Consider the following 14,862-nt stretch of genomic DNA (forward strand, 5'->3'; position numbering starts at 1 on the left):
TCGCTATTCCTTCTCTTTGGTCATGTAGTGCATCAGGGTCTCCTGGGTTGCCTCGGCGATGGGCACTTCGCCGGTGATGTGGCCGGCGGCGAGGGTGTAGATGCGGTCGCAGATGCCCAGGAGTTCGGGAAGTTCCGAGGAAATCACAATCACCGCTTTTCCTTCGGCTGCCAGTTTGGCGATGATCGTGTAGATCTCGTATTTGGCACCGACATCGATTCCGCGGGTGGGTTCATCGAGGATGAGCACGTCGGGGTCGGAGAACATCCACTTGCTCAGCACAACCTTCTGCTGGTTTCCGCCGGAGAGCTTTCCGGTGATTGCGCCCACCGACGGGGCTTTGATGTTCATGCTCGTGCGGTAGCCATTGGCCACCACGGTTTCCTGGTTCTTGTCCACGAAGCCGCGCTTGGCGAGCTTGCGGAGGGCTGCCAGGGAGATGTTGCGCTTGATGTCCTCGATGAGGTTCAGGCCGTAGTGCTTGCGGTCCTCGGTGGCGTAGGCGATGCCATGCCTGATGGCGTCCGAAACCGTGGCGGTGTTGATTTCCTCACCGTATTTGTAGACCTTGCCTGAGGTGGCGGTGCCGTAGGTACGGCCGAAGACGCTCATGGCGAGCTCGGTGCGCCCGGCCCCCATGAGTCCGGCGAGCCCCACCACTTCACCCTTGCGTACATGCAGGTTGGCGTTGTTGACCACCATGCGGGTGTGGTCCTGGGGATGCCGTACGGACCAGTCCTCGATCCGGAGGACTTCCTCGCCGATGTTCGGCTCACGGTCAGGGTAGAGGCTTTCCAGGTCCCGGCCCACCATGCCGCGAATGATGCGTTCCTGCGTGATTTGGCCTTCGTCGAGCCGCAGGGTTTCGATGGTTTTGCCGTCCCGGATGATGGTGACGGCGTCAGCCACTTTGCGGATCTCATTGAGCTTGTGGCTGATGATGATGCTGGTAACCCCCTGGCCCTTCAGGTGGAGGATCAGGTCCAGCAGGTGGCCGGAGTCCTCGTCGTTGAGGGCGGCCGTGGGCTCATCCAGGATCAGCAGTTTCACTTCCTTGGACAAAGCCTTGGCAATTTCCACGAGCTGCTGCTTGCCCACGCTGATGTGCTGCACCGGCGTGACCGGGTTTTCGTCCAGGCCGACGCGCGCCAGCAGCTTGGCCGCCTCAAGGTTGGTCTTGCGCCAGTCCACCCAACCGTTGGTGGCCTGTTCGTTGCCCAGGTAGATGTTCTCGGCGATGGACAGGTACGGGCTTAACGCTAGTTCCTGGTGGATGATGACAATTCCCCGCTTCTCGCTGTCCGAGATGCTGGAGAAGTTGCAGGGTTCGTTTTCGAAGAGGATCTCCCCGTCGAAGGTGTTGTGTGCATAGACGCCGGACAACACTTTCATAAGCGTCGATTTGCCGGCTCCGTTTTCACCGCAGATGGCGTGCACTTCTCCACGGTTTACATCCAGGGTGACGTCCTGCAGCGCCTTCACGCCGGGAAACGTCTTGGTGATTCCTCGCATCTGAAGAATGGGTGTGTTCATCGTCAATTCCCACTGACTGGTCGAAGCTTGGCCTTCCTGCTGGTGCAGGAGGCGGCGGGAGGGGTTGTGGCCGGGCCGGAGCGCGGCCACAACCCCCTGGCGCTGACTACTTGACGTCGGCGTCGGTGTAGTAACCCGAGTCGATCAGTTCCTTCTTGTAGTTGTCCTTGGTGATGATCACGGACTTCAGCAGGAAGGCCGGGACAACCTTGACCTTGTTGTTGTAGGTCTTGGTGTCGTTCGTTTCCGGCTCCTGTCCCTTGAGGACTGCGTCAACCATCTTGACGGCCTGCGCACCGAGCTGGCGCGTGTCCTTGAAGATGGTGGAGTACTGCTCGCCGGCGATGATGGACTTCACGGAGCCCTTTTCAGCATCCTGCCCGGTGACCACCGGCAGGTTTCCCTTGGCGTAGCCGCCGGTGCTGGTGAGCGCGGAAATGATGCCGATGGACAGGCCGTCGTACGGGGAGAGGACACCGTTCAGCTTGGTGCCCGAACTGTAGGCGGAGGTGAGGATGTCCTCCATGCGCTTCTGTGCAACGGGTGCCTGCCAGCGAAGGATGGCGGCCTGCTCAAACTTGGTCTGGCCGCTGGGGACCTTCAAGGTCCCGGCATCCATGTACGGCTTAAGCGTGTCCATGGCGCCGCTCCAGAAGAAGTTGGCGTTGTTGTCGTCGGGGCTTCCGGCGAAAAGCTCGACGTTGAAGGGGCCCTTGCCGTCCACCTTCTTGCCGCCGGCATCGAGAAGGCCCAGGCCGGTCAGCAGTGACGTGGCCTGCTGGACGCCCACGGTGTAGTTGTCGAACGTCGTGTAGTAGTCAACGTTCGGGGTGCCGTTGATCAGGCGGTCGTACGCGATCACCTTGACATTCTGTTCCTTGGCCTTGGCCAGGACGTCGGTCAGGGTGGTGCCGTCGATGGCGGCGATGATCAGGGCCTTGGCGCCCTTGGTCAGCATGTTCTCGATCTGCGACACCTGGGTGGGGATGTCGTCATTGGCGAACTGGAGGTCCGTTTTGTAGCCGAGATCCTTCAGCGACTTCTCCACGTTGGCGCCATCGGCAATCCACCGTTCCGAGGTCTGGGTGGGCATCGAGATGCCAACCAGTGAATCGCCGGGCTTGGCGGCACTGCCGGACTCGGTTGCCGCTCCGCCCCGGGCGCCGCAACCGGTGGCCCCCACCGTCAGGGCGAGCACAAGGGCCACCGCGCCCATAAGTTTTTTGATTCTCACCATTTTCTCCTTCCGCGGCAGCATTGCCGCGAAGTGTTGTTGGACGGGCAGCGCCGACGCTTCCCGGTCCTGGCCACATTGTTGATGTGTCGGTTCAATATAAACTGCTTTGTGAACGCTAACAAGAGCGCGCTGGGGAAATTTCGAAACTTTTTCGGTTCCGTTGACTTCTTCTTTGTTAGCGTTCACACTAACTCCAGCACCTAGCTTGACCATGACCACTACAAACCCGGTAATGAGGCCCCGCCTCCCGGATGGAGGCAGCACCATGCCAGAGACGTTGTTTACTTCCAGCTCCGACCCCTGCGTCATCGGAGTGGATTACGGAACCCTTTCGGGCCGTGCCGTGGTGGTGCGGGTCCGGGACGGAAAGGAACTGGGCAGCGCCGTTCACGAGTACCCGCACGCGGTCGTTACCGGTGCGCTGCCCAAAGACACAGCGGGCGACGACGGGGCGCGGCTTCCCGGCGAATGGGCACTTCAGGTGCCCAACGACTACCGGGAAGTCCTGCGCAAGGCTGTTCCTGCGGCGGTGGCTGACGCAGGGATCGACCCGGCCGCCGTCGTGGGCATTGCCACCGACTTCACCGCCTGCACCATGGTGCCGGTGAAGGCCGACGGCACGCCCCTGAACGAACTGCCCGCTTTCGCCAACCGTCCGCACGCCTACGTGAAGCTTTGGCGCCACCATGCAGCGCAGGGACAGGCTGACCGGATCAACAAGCTTGCCGCCGAACGTGGCGAGGACTGGCTCCCGCGCTACGGGGGACTGATCTCCTCGGAATGGGAGTTCGCCAAGGGGCTGCAGCTCCTGGAAGAGGACCCGGAGGCCTACGCCGCCATGGACCACTGGGTGGAGGCGGCCGACTGGATCGTCTGGCAGCTGTGCGGCCGGTACGTTCGGAACGCCTGCACCGCCGGGTACAAGGGCATTTACCAGGACGGACGGTACCCGTCGGAGGATTTCCTCGCAGCCCTGAACCCGGAGTTCAAGGACTTTGTCAGCTCCAAGCTGGAGCACACCATCGGGAGGCTGGGCGACGCCGCGGGCACCCTCACCGCGGAGGCTGCTGCATGGACCGGCCTGCCGGAAGGGATCGCCGTCGCCGTGGGAAACGTTGACGCCCACGTCACGGCCCCGGCTGCCAAGGCCGTGGACTCCGGCCAACTGGTGGCCATCATGGGGACTTCCACCTGCCACGTGATGAATGGCGCGGAACTGCGTGAGGTGCCGGGCATGTGCGGGGCCGTGGACGGAGGCATCGTGCCGGGTCTGTGGGGCTACGAGGCCGGCCAGTCAGGCGTCGGCGACATTTTTGGCTGGTTCACCAAGTACGGCGTCCCGCCCGAATACCACCAGGCTGCCAGGAATGCCGGCCTGGGGATCCACGAATACCTCACCGAATTGGCCTCGCAACAGGCCATCGGGGAGCACGGCCTGATCGCACTGGACTGGCACTCGGGCAACCGCTCGGTCCTGGTGGACCACGAGCTCTCCGGCACCGTGGTGGGCCAGACCCTGGCCACCAGGCCGGAGGACACCTACCGCGCGCTGCTGGAAGCCACCGCGTTCGGCACCCGCACGATTGTGGACGCCTTCCGCGACGCCGGTGTTCCGGTCAAGGAATTCATCGTGGCCGGCGGCTTGCTCAAGAACAAACTCCTCATGCAGATCTACGCGGACGCCACCGGCCTGCAGCTGTCCACCATCGGCTCGGAGCAGGGCCCGGCCCTGGGGTCGGCCATCCACGCCGCCGTCGCGGCAGGGAAGTATGCGGACATCCGGGAGGCCGCCGCCGCCATGGGGGCCGAACCCGGCGAGGTCTACACCCCGATCCCGGACAACGTGGCCGCGTACGAGGAACTGTTCCAGGAGTACAAGACGCTGCACGACTACTTCGGCCGCGGCAGCAATGACGTGATGCACCGGCTCAAGGCCATCCAGCGCAAGGCCGCCGTCACGGTTGTCCATAGGTCCGGTTCGCGGGCCGACACCGCCGTGGAGGTCTCCGCATGACCGCCGGAACTGGAACCGAAACCGGAATCCTGCAGACCATTGCCCGGATCCGCGAGGAAGTGTGCGCCCTGCACGCCGAGCTGACCCGGTACGGATTGGTGGTGTGGACGGCGGGCAATGTTTCCGCCCGCGTGCCCGGCACCGACCTCATGGTGATCAAACCCTCCGGTGTCTCCTACCAGGAGCTGACCCCGGAACAAATGATTGTCACCGACCTGCACGGCACGCCGGTGCGGGGTACCAACGTCGGTGGGGGCGGCACCGTCGACTGGGGCAACCCGCCGTTGTCGCCGTCGTCGGACACCGCAGCGCACGCCTACGTCTACCGCAATATGCCCGCAGTGGGCGGTGTGGTGCATACACACTCCACCTACGCCACCGCGTGGGCCGCCCGTGGCGAGGCCATCCCGTGCGTGCTGACCATGATGGGTGATGAGTTCGGCGGCTCCATTCCGGTGGGTCCCTTCGCGCTGATCGGCGACGACTCGATCGGCCACGGCATCGTGGAGACGCTGAAGAACTCCAGCTCGCCGGCGGTGCTGATGCAGAACCACGGCCCGTTCACCATCGGCAAGGATGCCCGGTCCGCCGTGAAGGCGGCCGTGATGTGCGAGGAAGTGGCCCGCACCGTCCATATCTCCCGGCAACTCGGTGAGCCGCTGCCCATCGACCAGGGCGACATTGCCTCCCTCTACGCCCGCTACCAGAACGTCTACGGCCAGTAACTTCCCCCAAAAACTTTTCAGGAGAACCCATGAGCACCGCAGCAAACACCTCCCTCGACGGCTACGAAGTCTGGTTCCTCACCGGCAGCCAGCACCTCTACGGCGAGGAAGTCCTCAAGCAGGTGGCGGCCCAGTCGCAGGAGATCGCCAACCAGCTCAATGCCTCGTCCGCCGTCCCCGTGCGGATCGTATGGAAGCCTGTGCTGACCGACTCTGACGCCATCCGCCGCACCGCGCTGGCGGCGAACTCGGATGATGCCGTGATCGGCGTGACCGCCTGGATGCACACCTTCAGTCCAGCCAAAATGTGGATCTCCGGCTTGGACCTGCTGCGCAAGCCCCTGCTGCACCTGCACACCCAGGCCAATCGCGACCTGCCCTGGGCGGACATTGACTTCGACTTCATGAACCTGAACCAGGCCGCGCACGGCGACCGAGAGTTCGGGTACATCCAGTCCCGCCTGGGCATTGCCCGGAAGACCGTCGTCGGCCACGTTTCCAACCCAGAGGTGGCCCGCCAGGTGGGCTCGTGGCAGCGGGCCGCTGCCGGGTGGGCCGCCGTACGCACCCTGAAGCTGACCCGCTTCGGCGACAACATGCGCAACGTGGCGGTCACCGAAGGCGACAAGACCGAAGCTGAGCTGCGCTTCGGCGTCGCGGTGAACACCTGGTCGGTCAACGAGCTCGCCGACGCGGTGCACGGCGCGGCGGAGTCCGACGTCGACGCCCTGGTGGCGGAGTACCAGGACCTGTATGACGTGGTGCCCGAGCTCCGCGCAGGCGCGGCACGGCATGAATCGCTGCGGTACGGCGCCCGGATCGAACTGGGGCTGCGCAGCTTCCTGGAAGGCAATGGCTCCGCCGCTTTCACCACCTCCTTCGAGGACCTGGGCGCGCTCCGCCAGCTGCCCGGCCTGGCCGTCCAGCGGCTCATGGCCGCTGGCTACGGCTTCGGTGCCGAGGGCGACTGGAAGACTGCCATCCTGGTCCGCGCCGCCAAGGTCATGGGCGCCGGGCTGCCCGGTGGTGCCTCGCTGATGGAGGACTACACCTACCACCTGGAGCCCGGCTCCGAGAAGATCCTTGGCGCCCACATGCTCGAGGTCTGCCCCTCTCTGACGGCACAGAAGCCGCGCCTGGAAATCCACCCGCTGGGCATCGGCGGCAAGGAAGACCCCGTCCGCCTGGTGTTCGACGCCGACGCCTCCCCGGGCGTCGTCGTCGCCCTGTCCGACATGCGCGACCGCTTCCGCCTGGTGGCCAACGCCGTCGACGTCGTTCCCCTGGACCAGCCGCTGCCCAACCTCCCCGTGGCCCGCGCCCTGTGGGAGCCGAAGCCGGACTTCGCCACCTCCGCCGCCGCCTGGCTCACCGCCGGCGCGGCGCACCACACCGTGCTTTCCACCCAGGTGGGCATGGACGTGTTCGAGGACTTCGCCGACATCGCCAAAACGGAACTGCTCACCATCGACGAAGGCACCACCATCCGCCAGTTCAAGAAGGACCTGAACTGGAACGCCGCCTACTACAAGCTGGCCGGCGGGATCTGACCGGGTGCCCTTGCTGAGGCCCCGGCTGGAGGACGTGGCGGAGCTGGCCGGTGTCTCGCACCAAACCGTGTCCCGCGTGGTCAACAACCACCCCAATGTGAGCCCGGAAACCCGCCGGAAGGTGGAGGCGGCCATAGTCCGGCTCGGCTACCGCCGCAACACCGCCGCCCGGAGCCTGGTCACCCGGCGCTCGCAGACCATCGGTGTGCTGGGCAGCGAACTCTCCCAGTTTGGTCCGGCCAACACCCTTTTGGGGGTGGAGTGCGCTGCACGGGACGCAGGCTACTTTGTCAGCGTCGCCGCCTTAAGGGAGGTCACCCGGGGCTCGATCCTGGACGCCGTCCGGCACTTCCTGGACCAGTCCGTCGACGGGATCGTGGTCATTGTTCCGCACTTGGAGACACCGGCCGCCCTGGCGGAACTGCCCATCGGAGTGCCTGTGGTGGCCGTGGGTCCGGATGGAAACCAAGCCATTGGCGGCGTCAGGGTGGATCAGCGCCGCGGGGCCGAGCTGGCGGTGCAGCACCTGATCAGGCAGGGGCACGTCCGGATCGCCCATGTCGCGGGACCGCAGGACTGGATCGACGCGGTGGCACGCGCCGAGGGATGGCGGTGCACCCTGGCAACGGCCGGGCTCGATGCGGACCTGATGATCGAGGGCGACTGGAGCGCCGGCAGCGGTTACCGGATCGGGCGGACAATCGCGGCCGGCCGCGGTGCCACTGCCCTCTTCGTGGCCAACGACCAGATGGCCCTCGGGGTCCTGCGGGCCTTGAATGAGGCCGGCCTCAGGGTGCCCCGGGACATGTCCGTGGTGGGCTTCGACGACCAGCCCGAGGCCGGCTACTTCAACCCACCCTTGACCGTGGTCCGGCAGGACTTCGAGGAACTGGGCAGGCGGTGCGTGGACATGATGCTGGCGGCCCTGGCCGGGACAGAGGAAGCCCGCACCCTGGTGGTGGAGCCTGCACTGGTCCTGCGCAGCAGCACCGCCCCACCCCAGCGGATCCCGTAGTACCTTCGGGGCGGCGGCGGATTTAATCCGGGGGAGACGCCTTCGAAACGTGGCCTCAACAATTGCTGCGTACGTTGCAGGCATGACGGTTACCCTGCTCCTCCGGCTCCGCGACTGGCTGCTGGACACCTTTACCTACGAGTCCGGCCCCCAGGCCGCCGCTGCCATGGCCGACGCCAGCCGCTGGGGCTGGTTGCCGGCGTTGAGCGGGGTGTCCGTGGGCGCGGACCTGGCCCGGTCAGAGCACGTGGAAGCCACAGCCGGAAGCGGCGGAATGTCTGCTTAGCCACACTATTGCGCCACTAGCGGGATGATGCCCTAAACTGCTTCACTGAGGTGCCTGAAATGGCGCTGCGCAGCAACGAAAGTGAATACGCTATGGCTACCGATTACGATGCTCCACGCAAGCAGGAAGAAGAGTCGCCCGCTGACTCTCTCGAGGCCCTCCAGGCGTCCCGGAGCGGCAACGCGCAGACCGCGGTTATCGATGTCGACGAGAACGACACTGCTGAAGGTATCGACCTCCCCGGCGCCGACCTGTCCAACGAGGAACTGACCGTCATTGTGGTTCCCGAGCAGTCCGATGAGTTCACCTGCTCGTCGTGTTTCCTGGTCCGCCACCGGTCGCAGGTTGCCCGTGAAAAGGACGGCCTGAAGTACTGCCGCGACTGCGAAGGCTAATTGACTTCCTGAATTTCACAGCGCCGGCCGCCTCCCTGAGGCGGCCGGCGCTGCTTTGTCTCCAGCTGCGCCCGGTGATCGATGTGCGCACTGCTGGTGACAGCACAAAGATGCCGTGCCCCTGACGCGGGCACGGCACCTTTGGCGTTGGCGTTTATTCCGGGACCACCAGTGCGGGGGTGTCCTGCTTAAGGGTTTCGCCGCGGAAGAAGCCGGGGTGGGTGCGGGACATGATGAGCATGACGACGGCGCCCAGCGCCAGGATGCCGATGCCCAGGACGAACACCAGGCCCACGCCGAAGATCTCCGAACCGCTGCCGAATTCAGGGGAGAGGCTGTCCACGGCGGTCTGGGCGAACACCACGAAGAGGCCCACGCCGCCCACCACCGGGCACACCAGGCGGAAGAAGAAGTGGCGGATGCTGTTGAACAGGCTGTGCCGGAAGTACCAGGTGCAGGCCACGGCGGTGAGGCCGTAGTAGAAGCAGATCATCAGGCCCAGGGCCAGGATGGTGTCATTGAGGACGTTCTCGCTGACCACATGCATGATCGCGTAGAAGCCCGCGGAAAGCACACCGGCCGCAATGGTGGCGAAACCCGGCGTCGAGAACTTCCTGCTGACCCGGCTGAAGGGTTCCGGCAGTGCGCCGTAGTGGGCCATGGCCAGCAGGCTCCGTGAGGGCGACATAAAGGTGGACTGCAAAGACGCCGCCGAACTGGAGAGCACCGCGAGGGACATCAGGATGGCGAAGGGGCCCATGATGGGGGAGGCCAGGGCGGTGAAGATGTTCTCGTGGTTCTCGGCGTTGTTCAGGCCGTTCCCGGTATCACCGACGCCGGCGAACATCATGGTGGCGATGCTGACCAGCAGGTAGATGGCCAGCACGAGGACGGCGGTCAGGGTGCCGGCCAGCCCGGCGGTCTTCTTGCCGTTGGCCGTTTCCTCGTTGACGGTCAGGCAGACGTCCCAGCCCCAGTACACGAAGATCGACAGTGAGATGCCGGCGGCGATCTGGCCGAACGTCTCGATCTTGGTGACGTCGAACCAGTCCCAGCTGAACGGGATGGCCGTCTCCGAGGTGGACCAGTTGGCGAAGGCCATGGCGACGAACAGGCCAAGCACCAGCAGTTGGAAGCCCACCAGGCTGTACTGCACCAGCTTGGTGGTGTGCAGGCCGCGGTAGCTGACCCAGGCGGCAAGTGCCACGAAGACGAAGCAGGTAATGACGTTCAGGGCCTTGTTGTCGGCCAGGTCCGCGAGTTCGGGGGAGCCGGTGAGCTGGGACAGGAAGAGGTAGAAGAAGTCGACGGCGACACCGGCCAGGTTGGACAGCACGATGATGTTGGCCGCCAGCAGGCCCCACCCGCCCATCCAGCCGATCCAGGGGCCGAAGGCCTTGGTGACCCAGGTGAAGGTGGTGCCGCTGTCCGGGGAGTCGGCGTTGAGCTCCCGGTAGGCGAGCGAGACCAGGATCATGGGGATGAACCCGATCAGGAAGATGACGGGCAGCTGGAGACCGGCCTCGTTGACGGTGGGTCCGAGTGCGCTGGTGAGCGTGTAGGCGGGGGCGATGGTTGAAATACCCAGGACGACGACTGCCAGGAGGCCCAGTTGGCCGCCCTTGAGTCCCTTGGCGCTGACGCCGTCTGTTGAGGGGGCGTGGGCGTGCGGACCGGGTTTGGCCGTGCTGGTGCGGATTGTCTCTGTCATGGCACCACTTTCTGGAAGGATGTGAGACGGGAGTCACTATATGAATGGCGTTCATTTAGTATGGGGGTGCCGGCTCTGTGATGCAAGACGCATATGAATCGCGTTCGTTTATGACGTGTTTGGGGGGTCGGCAGCCTCCCCGGTACTGCCGCGCCACCCGGCTAAGACGCTTTGGGCACCTTCCGGAGGACGACGGCGGAAAGGACTGCCGCCGTCGCCATCAGCACCAGCGCAATCGCCGCGGTGATGTGCACCCCTGAGTCGAAGGCGGATTCGGCGGCCGCCTTGACGGCCGCCGCCGCCGGAGCAGGCAGGATGGCTGCGGCCTCCATTGCACCGGCGAGCGTTTCTCCGGCGTTGTGCAGGATGGGCGCTGGAAGTGTCCCGTCCAGCCCTGCGGGCAGCCGGAGGTTGTGCTGGTAGGAGGCTGTCAGGATGGAGCCCAGCACCGCGGTCCCCAGCAATGCGCCCACCTCGTAACCCGTTTCGGAAATGGCGGCGGCAGCGCCCGACTTTTCCGGTGGCGCGGAGCCGAGGATGAGGTCGTTGGAAATGGTTTCCGCGGTGCCGACGCCCAGCGCCAGGACCAGGAGGGCTGCCAGCAGCAGCGAGGCGCCGCCGTCGTGGTTTCCCAGCGCCACCAGGCTGTAGCCCACTGCGCTGAACGTCAGGCCGGCCGCCACAACGTACCCGGGCCGGACCCTCCGGACCAGGGGCACCACCACCAGGCCGGACACCACCGTGGCTACCAGGGCCGGGATCATCGCAATGCCTGCGGCGGACGGGGTCATGCCTTCGAGGAGTTGGAGGTGCTGGGCCAGGAACAGGATGAAGCCGTTGAAGGAAAACAGGGCCAGGATGTTGGCGCTGATGGCCATGCTGAACACCCTGTTCCGGAACAGCGACATGTCCAGCAGCGGGTGTTCCAGCCGGTGCTGGCGCCGGACGAACACGGTTCCCATGGCCAGGCCGACAAGGATGCTGCCCACCCCCGGTACGCCCGGCCCTTCAGTGGCAACCGCCTTGATCCCGTACACCGCAGGCACCATGGCCAGCAGGGAGAGCAGGATGCTCGGCATGTCCACTTTCCCCGGTGCTGGGTCCCTTGATTCCGGGATGAGTGCAGGCCCCAGCGCCGGCAGGGGGATCATGAGGGGTACGGCGACGAGGAATACCGCGCCCCACCAGAACCGCTCCACCAGCCACCCGCCGAAGATGGGCCCCAGGGCTGCGCCGCCGGAGAACCCTGCAGCCCAGATGGCCACCGCCAGCCTCCGCCGGTTGGGCTGGGGGAAGATGTTGCGGATCAGTGACAGGGTGGACGGCATCAGCATTGCCCCGAAGAAACCCAGGGCGGCGCGGCCCGCGATCAGCCATTCGGGTGTGGGTGCAAAGGCCGTTGCTGCTGACAGCACGGCAAATCCCACGCCCCCGGTAACCAGCAGCCGGCGCCGTCCAATGCGGTCCCCGAGGCTGCCCATTGAGACCAGCAGTCCGGCCAGGACCAAGGGGTAGGTGTCCACAATCCATAGGAGCTGCACGCCCGTCGGCTCCAGGGCGCGGCTGATGGCGGGCAGGGCGAACGTCAGGGCAGTGTTGTCCACCGCGACCAGCAGGACTGGGAACATCAGCAACCCGAGGGCCAGCCAGTCCCGCCTCGGGGAGCGGTGCGCGGTGCCCTTCCGGTGTGCCGGCAGGGCGCTGGTGTAAGTCGTCATGCCATTACTGTACCGTCTGGACGGTATAGTTTGAAACCTGCCGCTGCCTTGCGGGTTCCGGAGCCCACGGAAGGCATGATGGAAGGCATGCCCCGAAAGCCTGTAGCCCGTGACGCGGTCCTTGACGCCTTCGAGTCCCTGCTGATCGAGGTGGGGGAGCGCGCGGCCACCCTTGACGCCGTGGCCCGGAAGGCCGGGGTGTCCAAGGGGGGCCTGCTCTACCACTTTCCCAACAAGGAAGCGCTCATCGCGGTACTGCTCGACCGCCTGGAAGGCCTCGCCAGGGCGGACGCCGATGCCATGGCGTCAGCCAGCGAAGGCGCGGCGGCATACTTCATTCGTTCCTCCGTGTGGGCAGACACCCCACTCGACCGGGTGATCGTGGCAGCCACCAGGCTTGCCGAAGTGGCGCATGAAGAAACGCGGCGCCGTTTCGCAGCCATCCAGCAGCGGTGGCTGGACGAGATCGCAGCCGATGTAGGGCCGGGGCTGGCCAAGGCAGTCCTGTACATGGGGGACGGGTTGTATTTCAATGCCATGCTGTCCGTGGGCCCGGCACCGCAAGGGGGAGCGGCCGCTGACGTGGAGGAACTCCTGGCAGCCCTGGAGCGGCTCCGCAGGTAGCCCTCGCCATTTGCCGGGAGGGGTTGCGGCATAGGACAATTGAACGTTGTGAGGGCTGCCACCGGCCACCGCAATCCCACAAATACATAGCCTTTGATCTGCGGCGGGAGAGTTCTGCCGGTGTACAGGCAGGCGCCGTAGGAGCAAATCCTCCCCAGGAATCTCGCAGGCCCCCGTACCGCCGCGGCGAGGCACCTCTGGAAAGCAGCAGGCGGATCCCTGCCCCGATCGGGGCACGGCGACGTTGTGCTCACCGACGGTGCAAGCGGGTCCTGTCCAGGCAGGCACCGCGGAAACTCTCAGGTCCAATACAGAGCGGGGAGGAACCCGAATAGCTGTGGCGTACCCTGCGCCGCCTGAGTAAATGGAGTTCCTTCGTGTCGGTTAGCCCAGCCTCCACCACCTTCGTAGACCGCCATATCGGCGCGCGCCGCCAGGCCGACGTCGACACCATGCTCAAAGCCGTAGGCTACGACACGGTCGACTCCCTCGTGGACACCGCTGTTCCCAACGTCATCCGGCAGGAGACCGTCCTTCGGCTCCAGGACGCGCTCAGCGAGGTCGAAGTCCTCACGGAGCTGCGGAAACTTGCCGGGAAGAACAAGACCGCTGTGCAGATGATTGGCCAGGGCTACTACGACACCGTGACCCCGCCGGTGATCCGCCGCAACATCCTTGAATCGCCGGCCTGGTACACCGCGTACACCCCCTACCAGCCGGAGATTTCCCAGGGCCGGCTGGAGGCCCTGCTGAACTTCCAGACCATGGTGCAGGACCTGGTGGGCCTGCCCATCGCCAACGCATCGCTCCTGGACGAAGCCACCGCCGTGGCCGAAGCGGTGCTGCTCATGCGCCGCTCCAACAAAACCAAACCCGCGGCTGACGGCAAGACCGTCCTGGACATCGACGTGCTCCCGCAGACCATCGCCATTGTGCAGGGCCGCGCCGAGGCGCTGGGCTTCGAGGTGGAGGTCTCAGACCTGTCCAAGGGCCTGCCGGAGGGCGACATCAACGGCATCGTGCTGCAGCAGCCGGGCGCTTCCGGCCGGGTCTGGGACCAGGCCGGCGTTATTTCGGCTGCGAAGGAGCGCGGCGCGCTGGTGACCGTTGCCGCGGACCTGCTGGCCCTGACCCTCATCACCCCTCCCGGTGAGCAGGGCGCCGACATCGCCGTCGGTTCAGCGCAGCGTTTCGGTGTCCCGTTGTTCTTCGGCGGACCGCACGCCGCCTACATGGCGGTCCGCAAGGGCCTGGAGCGGTCGCTGCCCGGCCGCCTGGTGGGCGTGTCCAAGGACGACGCCGGTGTTCCCGCCTACCGTCTGGCCCTGCAGACCCGTGAACAGCACATCCGCCGCGAGAAGGCCACGTCCAACATCTGCACCGCCCAGGCGCTGCTGGCCATCGTCGCCTCCATGTACGCCGTGTACCACGGCCCGGACGGCCTCAAGGCCATCGCCGGAACCACCCACGGACACGCCCGCACCCTGGCCGCCTCGCTGGAAGCTGCCGGCGTCGAGGTGGTGCACAAGAGCTTCTTCGACACCGTCACCGTCCGCGTCCCGGGACGCGCCGCCGCAATTATTGCCGACGCGGAGGAGCGCGGGATCAACCTGCGCAGCGTGGACGCTGACACCGTGGGCATCTCCCTGGATGAAACCACGACGGCGGCCGTCGTGGCCCAGGTTGCCGGCATCTTTGGCGCCACCGCAGGTGAGGGTGAAGGCTTTGCGCTGGAGGCCGCCGTCGAGCGTTCTTCTGACTACCTGCAGCACCCGGTGTTCAACACGCACCGGTCCGAGACCCAGCTGCTGCGCTACATCCGGAAGCTTTCCGACCGTGACCTTGCGCTGGACCGGACCATGATCCCGCTGGGTTCCTGCACCATGAAGCTGAACGCCACGGCCGAGATGGAAGCCATTTCCTGGCCGGAGTTCGCCTCCATCCACCCGTTCGCCCCGGACTCCCAGACCGAAGGCTGGCGCGAACTCATCGCCGACCTCGAGGCGGACCTGACCACCATCACCGGCTACGACCAGGTGTCCATCCAGCCCAAC

At 65.5% G+C, this 14,862-nt stretch carries 11 protein-coding genes, 1 pseudogene and 1 riboswitch; of the genes and pseudogenes, 8 read left to right on the forward strand and 4 right to left on the reverse strand.

The features are described 5' to 3' along the window. Window positions 1–3: 3 nt before the first annotated feature. Complete coding sequence (gene mmsA / locus VXJ37_RS19800; RefSeq protein WP_331324718.1) at window positions 4–1,533, reverse strand: multiple monosaccharide ABC transporter ATP-binding protein; 1,530 nt, start codon at window positions 1,531–1,533, stop codon at window positions 4–6. A gap of 106 nt (window positions 1,534–1,639) precedes the next feature. Then, window positions 1,640–2,770, reverse strand: coding sequence for a multiple monosaccharide ABC transporter substrate-binding protein (gene chvE, locus VXJ37_RS19805; RefSeq protein ID WP_369605611.1), 1,131 nt, complete (start codon window positions 2,768–2,770; stop codon window positions 1,640–1,642). Between the two features lie 265 nt (window positions 2,771–3,035). On the opposite strand from chvE, the gene araB reads away from it, so the two are divergent. The 6 genes from araB to VXJ37_RS19835 all read left to right on the forward strand — a co-directional run bounded on the left by araB (window position 3,036) and on the right by VXJ37_RS19835 (window position 8,755). Further along, complete coding sequence (gene araB, locus VXJ37_RS19810; RefSeq protein WP_331324720.1) at window positions 3,036–4,784, forward strand: ribulokinase; 1,749 nt, start codon at window positions 3,036–3,038, stop codon at window positions 4,782–4,784. Beyond that, window positions 4,781–5,509, forward strand: coding sequence for an L-ribulose-5-phosphate 4-epimerase (locus tag VXJ37_RS19815; RefSeq protein WP_331324721.1), 729 nt, complete (start codon window positions 4,781–4,783; stop codon window positions 5,507–5,509). Before araB ends, VXJ37_RS19815 begins: the two co-directional genes overlap by 4 nt. Window positions 5,510–5,538: 29 nt before the next feature. Beyond that, the gene (araA, locus tag VXJ37_RS19820; protein WP_331324722.1) at window positions 5,539–7,059 is read left to right on the forward strand and encodes an L-arabinose isomerase; all 1,521 of its coding nucleotides are present in this window, start codon (window positions 5,539–5,541) and stop codon (window positions 7,057–7,059) included. A 4-nt stretch (window positions 7,060–7,063) separates the two neighbouring features. After that, window positions 7,064–8,074 carry a LacI family DNA-binding transcriptional regulator gene (locus VXJ37_RS19825; RefSeq protein WP_331324723.1) on the forward strand — a complete coding sequence of 337 codons (1,011 nt, stop codon included), beginning with the start codon at window positions 7,064–7,066 and terminating at the stop codon, window positions 8,072–8,074. An 82-nt stretch (window positions 8,075–8,156) separates the two neighbouring features. Further along, complete coding sequence (locus tag VXJ37_RS19830; protein WP_331324724.1) at window positions 8,157–8,360, forward strand: hypothetical protein; 204 nt, start codon at window positions 8,157–8,159, stop codon at window positions 8,358–8,360. A 92-nt stretch (window positions 8,361–8,452) separates the two neighbouring features. Next, the gene (locus VXJ37_RS19835) at window positions 8,453–8,755 is read left to right on the forward strand and encodes a DUF4193 domain-containing protein (RefSeq protein ID WP_018762118.1); all 303 of its coding nucleotides are present in this window, start codon (window positions 8,453–8,455) and stop codon (window positions 8,753–8,755) included. Window positions 8,756–8,909: 154 nt separating this feature from the next. Here the strand turns inward: VXJ37_RS19835 and VXJ37_RS19840 are convergent, their stop codons facing one another. Together VXJ37_RS19840 and VXJ37_RS19845 are read right to left on the reverse strand one after the other, a co-directional pair. Next, window positions 8,910–10,466 (reverse strand): APC family permease, encoded by a 1,557-nt coding sequence (locus VXJ37_RS19840; protein ID WP_331324725.1) that lies wholly within the window; start codon window positions 10,464–10,466, stop codon window positions 8,910–8,912. Window positions 10,467–10,627: 161 nt separating this feature from the next. Next, complete coding sequence (locus VXJ37_RS19845) at window positions 10,628–12,184, reverse strand: MFS transporter (RefSeq protein ID WP_331324726.1); 1,557 nt, start codon at window positions 12,182–12,184, stop codon at window positions 10,628–10,630. 87 nt (window positions 12,185–12,271) lie between these two features. Between VXJ37_RS19845 and VXJ37_RS19850 the strand changes: the two genes are divergently transcribed. Together VXJ37_RS19850 and VXJ37_RS19855 are read left to right on the forward strand one after the other, a co-directional pair. Next, a complete protein-coding gene (locus VXJ37_RS19850) occupies window positions 12,272–12,808 on the forward strand; it encodes a TetR/AcrR family transcriptional regulator (protein ID WP_331324727.1) in 537 nt (178 codons plus the stop codon). A gap of 94 nt (window positions 12,809–12,902) precedes the next feature. Further along, window positions 12,903–12,999, forward strand: a riboswitch (glycine riboswitch). 186 nt (window positions 13,000–13,185) lie between these two features. After that, window positions 13,186–14,862, forward strand: a pseudogene (locus VXJ37_RS19855) (glycine dehydrogenase (aminomethyl-transferring)); the annotation flags it as partial.

The organism is Pseudarthrobacter phenanthrenivorans (assembly GCF_036455295.1).
GTDB lineage: Bacteria > Actinomycetota > Actinomycetes > Actinomycetales > Micrococcaceae > Arthrobacter > Arthrobacter phenanthrenivorans_C.